Source organism: Azoarcus sp. PA01, from assembly GCA_001274695.2.
Lineage (GTDB): Bacteria > Pseudomonadota > Gammaproteobacteria > Burkholderiales > Rhodocyclaceae > Aromatoleum.
Window position 1 is genome coordinate 1 of the sequence record LARU01000003.1, and the last position, 5,432, is coordinate 5,432.

A 5,432-nucleotide genomic window follows, 5' to 3' on the forward strand; every position below is an offset into this window, starting at 1 on the left:
AAGATGCCTGCAAAAAAGTTGCGCCAGTTGCAGCGCGCCTTTCAGGCGAGCGCACAAACTCCGCCTGTCGGTTGCAGCCCGAGCACGCCGAACGTTCGTCTCCGCGCGTCGAATCCCTTGAAAATCATGGGATTTCGTTGCCTGCTTCGCGACCGACCGCTGCTTTGCGCTTCATATTTTCGGTCGCCTCCAACGGTGCTAGCATCGCTTCACGTTAAATTGTTTGATATCAAACATTGATGCCGGACCGGCGAGAATCGCACCTGCGCTCGCGACGGTTCGCCCAAGGAGGCGACATGAAGACTCTGCTGATACTTTCGGTGAATGGCCGGCCGCGCGAGGACGCAGTGGCCGGGAATGCGTTGCTGATCGATTATCTGCGCGACACGCTCGGCCTGACCGGCACGAAGCAAGGCTGCGACGGCGGCGAGTGGCGGCGCGTGTACGGTGCTCATCGACGGCGAGCCGCGGCTTGCGTGCTGCACGCTCGCGCACTCTGTGGCCGGGCGCTCGATCGAGACGATCGAAGGGCTCAGCCACGAAGGCAAGCTGTCGCGCCTGCAGCGCGCGTTCCACGAGCACCTCGGCAGCCAGTGCGGCTTTTGCACGCCGGCATGATCATGGCGGCCGAAGCACTGTTGCGCCGTACTCCGCAGCCCGTCGCGCGACGCGATCCGCGCGGCGCTCGCCGGCAACCTGTGCCGCTGCACCGGCTACGTGAAGATCATCGATTCGGTCGAAGCGGCCGCCTGCGCCAGCGAGGTGCCGGCATGAACGCGCCCGACCGCGAACTGCGCAAGCTCGGCGCGGCCAACGGGGCGCCGCGCGGCGTCGGCGCCCGCCTGCCGCTCATCGACGGCATCGAGAAAGTCACCGCACGGCACGTTACACGGCCGATCTGCCGGCCCAGGGCGCGCTGGTCGGCAAGATCCTGCGCAGCCCGTACGCGCATGCCGAGCTGCTCGAAGTCGACATCAGCGAAGCGCTGAAGCTGCCTGGCGTGCGCGGCATCGTCACCGGTGACGACTGCGACACGCCTTACGGCGTGATCCCGATCGCGCAGAACGAATTCCCGCTCGCACGCGGCGCATCCGCTATGTCGGCGAGCCGCTCGCCGCGGTCGCCGCGGTCGACGAGGCGACACCGACGCCGCGCTCGCGCTGATCCGGCTGAAAGTGCGCGAGCTGCCGGCGTATTTCGCGCGGCTGATGCGCGCGAGGCCGATGCGGTGCTGCTGCACGACAACAAGAAAGGCAACATCGAGCGCGAAGTGCATAACGAGTTCGGCGACACTGCCGCCGGTTTCGCGACGGCCGACCTGATCGCGAGGAAGTCTTCGAGTGCGCCCGAAATCCACCACGCGATGATGGAGCCGAATGCCGCGCTCGCAGCGTGGGACAACGAGCGCGGGCACCTGACGCTGTGGTCAGTCACGCAGGTGCCGTACTACGTGCATGAATCGCTCGCGCGCTGCATGAAGCTCGACGCGGCCTATATCCGCGTCATCAAGCCGTTCGTCGGCGGCGGCTTCGGCCACCGCGTCGAGACGCTGAACTTCGAGATCATCGCCGGGCTGCTCGCGCGCGCAGCGCACGGCACCGTGCGCCTGCTGCAGACGCGCGAGGAAGCGTTCCTGACGCACCGCGGTCGGCCGCAGACGCACGTCCGCATGAAGCTCGGCCTCACGCGCGACGGGCGCATGACCGCGTGCGCGGCGGAAGTCGTGCAGCGCGGTGGCGCGTATGGCGGCTACGGGCCTGGTGACGATCCTGTACGCCGGCGCATTGCTGAACGGCCTCTACGATCTTCGTGCGGTCAAGTACGACGGCTATCGCGTCTATACGAACACCCCGCCATGCGGCGCGATGCGCGGCCACGGCACGGTCAACATCCGTTTCGCGTTCGAATCGCTGCTCGACATGATGGCGGCCGAACTCGGCCTCGACGCGTTCGCGGTGCGCCGCAAGAACCTGCTGAAAGCGCCGACCGACACGATCAACGGGCCTGAAAGTGATGAGCTATGGCCTGCCCGAATGCCTCGACTGGGTCGAGCAGGCAAGCGGCTGGCGCGAGCGCGCAGCGCGGCTCAAAGCGACAGCGACGGACCGATCAAGCGCGGCATCGGCATCGCCTGCTCGCACTTCGTCAGCGGCTCAGCCAAGCCGGTGCATTTCACCGGCCAGCCGCACGCGACGATCGCGCTGCGCGTCGATTTCGACGCCGGCATCACGATCCTGACCGGCGCATCCGACATCGGGCAAGGCTCGTCGACGATCATCACTCAGGTCGTCGCCGAAATCCTCGGCGTCGAATACCGCCGCCTGCGTCTCATCGCGACCGACTCGGCGCTGACGCCGAAGGACAACGGCTCGTATTCGTCGCGCGTGACTTTCATGGTCGGCAACGCTGCAGCGGACGCGGCGCGCAATCTCAAGCGCGTGCTCGTCGCCGCGGCGGCGAAGCGCCTGCAGGTTGCCCGAAGCCCACGTCGACTGGCCTCCCGGCGATTCGATGATCGTCGGCCAGCGCCGATAATCGAGCCAGGCCTGACCGCGCCTTGTCGGCGACGCGTTCTCGTAGACGGTTTATTCCTCGGAGATCGCGCCTGTCCCATGGTGGGGCCCGATCCCAGATCGCGCCCTGGACCTGTCCTTCGACCGACATCGGGTTGATCGCGAAGCCGCAGTCGATCGCCGACCAGACCTTGTCCACGGTCACCGTGCCGAGGTCGGTGTCGACGCTGACTTCGACGGCCTGCGCCGCGTACGAGAAACCATCGTCGAACCGACCGCGCCGCCGCGCTGCTTGCCGCCCTGGAACTCGGGCGGGCACGTGAACGTGCCTTTGACGGTCAGCATGCCGACCTCGACGAGCGCTTCCTCGACGACGTCGTGGAACGCGATGTGGCGCGACGCATCGCCGACGACTGCGGCCGCTTCGCCGAGCCAGTCGACGTGGGCTTCGGCAACCTGCAGGCGCTTCGCCGCGCGGCGACGAGCACGCGCTTGAGATTGCGCGCCGCGTCCGCTGCAGCGTTGCCGACCATGAAAGTCACGCGCGACGAATACGAGCCGTTGTCCTTCGGCGTCAGCGCCGAGTCGGTCGCGATGAGACGCAGGCGGCGGTATTCGACGCCGAGGATTTCGGCGACGACCTGAGTGATGATCGTCGACGAGCCTTGCCCGATGTCGGATGCGCCGGTCAGGATCGTGATGCCGGCGTCGAAATCGACGCGCAGCGCGATCGTCGCGTGCGGCTGGCCGGTGAAATGCACCGGCTTGGCTGAGCCGCTGACGAAGTGCGAGCAGGCGATGCGATGCCGCGCTTGATCGGTCCGTCGCTGTCGGCTTTGAGCCGCGCTGCGCGCTCGCGCCAGCCGCTTGCCTGCTCGACCCAGTCGAGGCATTCGGGCAGGCCATAGCTCATCACTTTCAGCCCGTTGATCGTGTCGGTCGGCGCTTTCAGCAGGTTCTTGCGGCGCACCGCGAACGCGTCGAGGCCGAGTTCGGCCGCCATCATGTCGAGCAGCGATTCGAACGCGAAACGGATGTTGACCGTGCCGTGGCCGCGCATCGCGCCGCATGGCGGGGTGTTCGTATAGACGCGATAGCCGTCGTACTTGACCGCACGAAGATCGTAGAGGCCGTTCAGCAATGCGCCGGCGTACAGGATCGTCACCAGCCCGTAGCCGCCATACGCGCCACCGCGCTGCACGACTTCCGCCGCGCACGCGGTCATGCGCCCGTCGCGCGTGAGGCCGAGCTTCATGCGGACGTGCGTCTGCGGCGACCGCGGTGCGTCAGGAACGCTTCCTCGCGCGTCTGCAGCAGGCGCACGGTGCCGTGCGCTGCGCGCGCGAGCAGCCCGGCGATGATCTCGAAGTTCAGCGTCTCGACGCGGTGGCCGAAGCCGCCGCCGACGAACGGCTTGATGACGCGGATATAGGCCGCGTCGAGCTTCATGCAGCGCGCGAGCGATTCATGCACGTAGTACGGCACCTGCGTGACTGACCACAGCGTCAGGTGCCCGCGCTCGTTGTCCCACGCTGCGAGCGCGGCATTCGGCTCCATCATCGCGTGGTGGATTTCGGCGCACTCGAAGACTTCCTCGCGGATCAGGTCGGCCGTCGCGAAACCGCGGCAGTGTCGCCGAAACTCGTTATGCACTTCGCGCTCGATGTTGCCTTTCTTGTTGTCGTGCAGCAGCACCGCATCGGCCTCGCGCGCATCAGCCGCGGCGAATACGCCGGCAGCTCGCGCACTTTCAGCCGGATCAGCGCGAGCGCGGCGTCGGTGGTCGCCTCGTCGACCGCGGCGACCGCGGCGAGCGGCTCGCCGACATAGCGGATGCGCCCGCGTGCGAGCGGGAATTCGTTCTGCGCGATCGGGATCACGCCGTAAGGCGTGTCGCAGTCGTCACCGGTGACGATGCCGCGCACGCCAGGCAGCTTCAGCGCTTCGCTGATGTCGACTTCGAGCAGCTCGGCATGCGCGTACGGGCTGCGCAGGATCTTGCCGACCAGCGCGCCTGGGCCGGCAGATCGGCCGTGTAACGTGCCGTGCCGGTGACTTTCTCGATGCCGTCGATGAGCGGCAGGCGGGCGCCGACGCCGCGCGGCGCCCGTTGGCCGCGCCGAGCTTGCGCAGTTCGCGGTCGGGCGCGTTCATGCCGGCACCTCGCTGGCGCAGGCGGCCGCTTCGACCGAATCGATGATCTTCACGTAGCCGGTGCAGCGGCACAGGTTGCCGGCGAGCGCCGCGCGGATCGCGTCGCGCGACGGCTGCGGAGTACGGCGCAACAGTGCTTCGGCCGCCATGATCATGCCCGGCGTGCAAAAGCCGCACTGGCTGCCGAGGTGCTCGTGGAACGCGCGCTGCAGGCGCGACAGCTTGCCTTCGTGGCTGAGCCCTTCGATCGTCTCGATCGAGCGCCCGGCCACAGAGTGCGCGAGCGTGCAGCACGCAAGCCGCGGCTCGTCGATGAGCACCGTACACGCGCCGCACTCGCCGCCGTCGCAGCCTTGCTTCGTGCCGGTCAGGCCGAGCGTGTCGCGCAGATAATCGATCAGCAACGCATTCCCGGCCACTGCGTCCTCGCGCGGCCGGCCATTCACCGAAAGTATCAGCAGAGTCTTCATGTCGCCTCCTTGGGCGAACCGTCGCGAGCGCAGGTGCGATTCTCGCCGGTCCGGCATCAATGTTTGATATCAAACAATTTAACGTGAAGCGATGCTAGCACCGTTGGAGGCGACCGAAAATATGAAGCGCAAAGCAGCGGTCGGTCGCGAAGCAGGCAACGAAATCCCATGATTTTCAAGGGATTCGACGCGCGGAGACGAACGTTCGGCGTGCTCGGGCTGCAACCGACAGGCGGAGTTTGTGCGCTCGCCTGAAAGGCGCGCTGCAACTGGCGCAACTTTTTTGCAGGCATCT

General features: G+C 66.8%; 9 protein-coding genes and 3 pseudogenes. 5 read left to right on the forward strand and 7 right to left on the reverse strand.

Annotation, left to right across the window (positions count from 1 at the left end):
* The 5 genes and pseudogenes from PA01_18860 to PA01_18880 form a co-directional block, all read left to right on the forward strand.
* Positions 1 to 218, forward strand: a 218-nt coding sequence (locus PA01_18860; GenBank protein KAI5912449.1) for a hypothetical protein, incomplete at its 5' end; no start/stop codon positions are given.
* A gap of 280 nt (positions 219 to 498) precedes the next feature.
* A pseudogene (locus tag PA01_18865) lies at positions 499 to 774 on the forward strand (2Fe-2S iron-sulfur cluster-binding protein).
* Positions 771 to 989 carry a hypothetical protein gene (locus PA01_18870; protein ID KAI5912450.1) on the forward strand — a complete coding sequence of 73 codons (219 nt, stop codon included), beginning with the start codon at positions 771 to 773 and terminating at the stop codon, positions 987 to 989. The pseudogene PA01_18865 and the gene PA01_18870 overlap by 4 nt, the downstream one beginning before the upstream one ends.
* Positions 932 to 1,696: pseudogene (locus PA01_18875) on the forward strand (xanthine dehydrogenase family protein molybdopterin-binding subunit). The gene PA01_18870 and the pseudogene PA01_18875 overlap by 58 nt, the downstream one beginning before the upstream one ends.
* A 46-nt stretch (positions 1,697 to 1,742) precedes the next feature.
* Positions 1,743 to 2,438, forward strand: a pseudogene (locus PA01_18880) (molybdopterin-dependent oxidoreductase).
* Here PA01_18880 and PA01_18885 read toward each other — a convergent pair.
* The 7 genes from PA01_18885 to PA01_18910 form a co-directional block, all read right to left on the reverse strand.
* Entirely contained in the window at positions 2,431 to 2,832 is a 402-nt protein-coding gene (locus PA01_18885; GenBank protein KAI5912451.1) for a molybdopterin-dependent oxidoreductase, read from the reverse strand. The pseudogene PA01_18880 and the gene PA01_18885 sit on opposite strands and share 8 nt — an antisense overlap.
* A 19-nt stretch (positions 2,833 to 2,851) precedes the next feature.
* The gene (locus PA01_18890) at positions 2,852 to 3,313 is read right to left on the reverse strand and encodes a molybdopterin-dependent oxidoreductase (protein ID KAI5912455.1); all 462 of its coding nucleotides are present in this window, start codon (positions 3,311 to 3,313) and stop codon (positions 2,852 to 2,854) included.
* Complete coding sequence (locus PA01_18895) at positions 3,202 to 3,768, reverse strand: molybdopterin-dependent oxidoreductase (GenBank protein KAI5912452.1); 567 nt, start codon at positions 3,766 to 3,768, stop codon at positions 3,202 to 3,204. The genes PA01_18890 and PA01_18895 overlap by 112 nt, the downstream gene beginning before the upstream one ends.
* Positions 3,765 to 4,208: a molybdopterin-dependent oxidoreductase gene (locus tag PA01_18900; protein KAI5912453.1), complete on the reverse strand. Its 444-nt coding sequence runs from the start codon at positions 4,206 to 4,208 to the stop codon at positions 3,765 to 3,767. Before PA01_18900 ends, PA01_18895 begins: the two co-directional genes overlap by 4 nt.
* Entirely contained in the window at positions 4,115 to 4,480 is a 366-nt protein-coding gene (locus PA01_18905) for a hypothetical protein (GenBank protein KAI5912456.1), read from the reverse strand. The genes PA01_18900 and PA01_18905 overlap by 94 nt, the downstream gene beginning before the upstream one ends.
* Before the next feature lie 183 nt (positions 4,481 to 4,663).
* Entirely contained in the window at positions 4,664 to 5,137 is a 474-nt protein-coding gene (gene hcrC, locus PA01_12065; protein ID KON80439.1) for a 4-hydroxybenzoyl-CoA reductase subunit gamma, read from the reverse strand.
* Between the two features lie 78 nt (positions 5,138 to 5,215).
* The coding region (locus PA01_18910) for a hypothetical protein (protein KAI5912454.1) at positions 5,216 to 5,432 on the reverse strand (217 nt) is incomplete at its 5' end.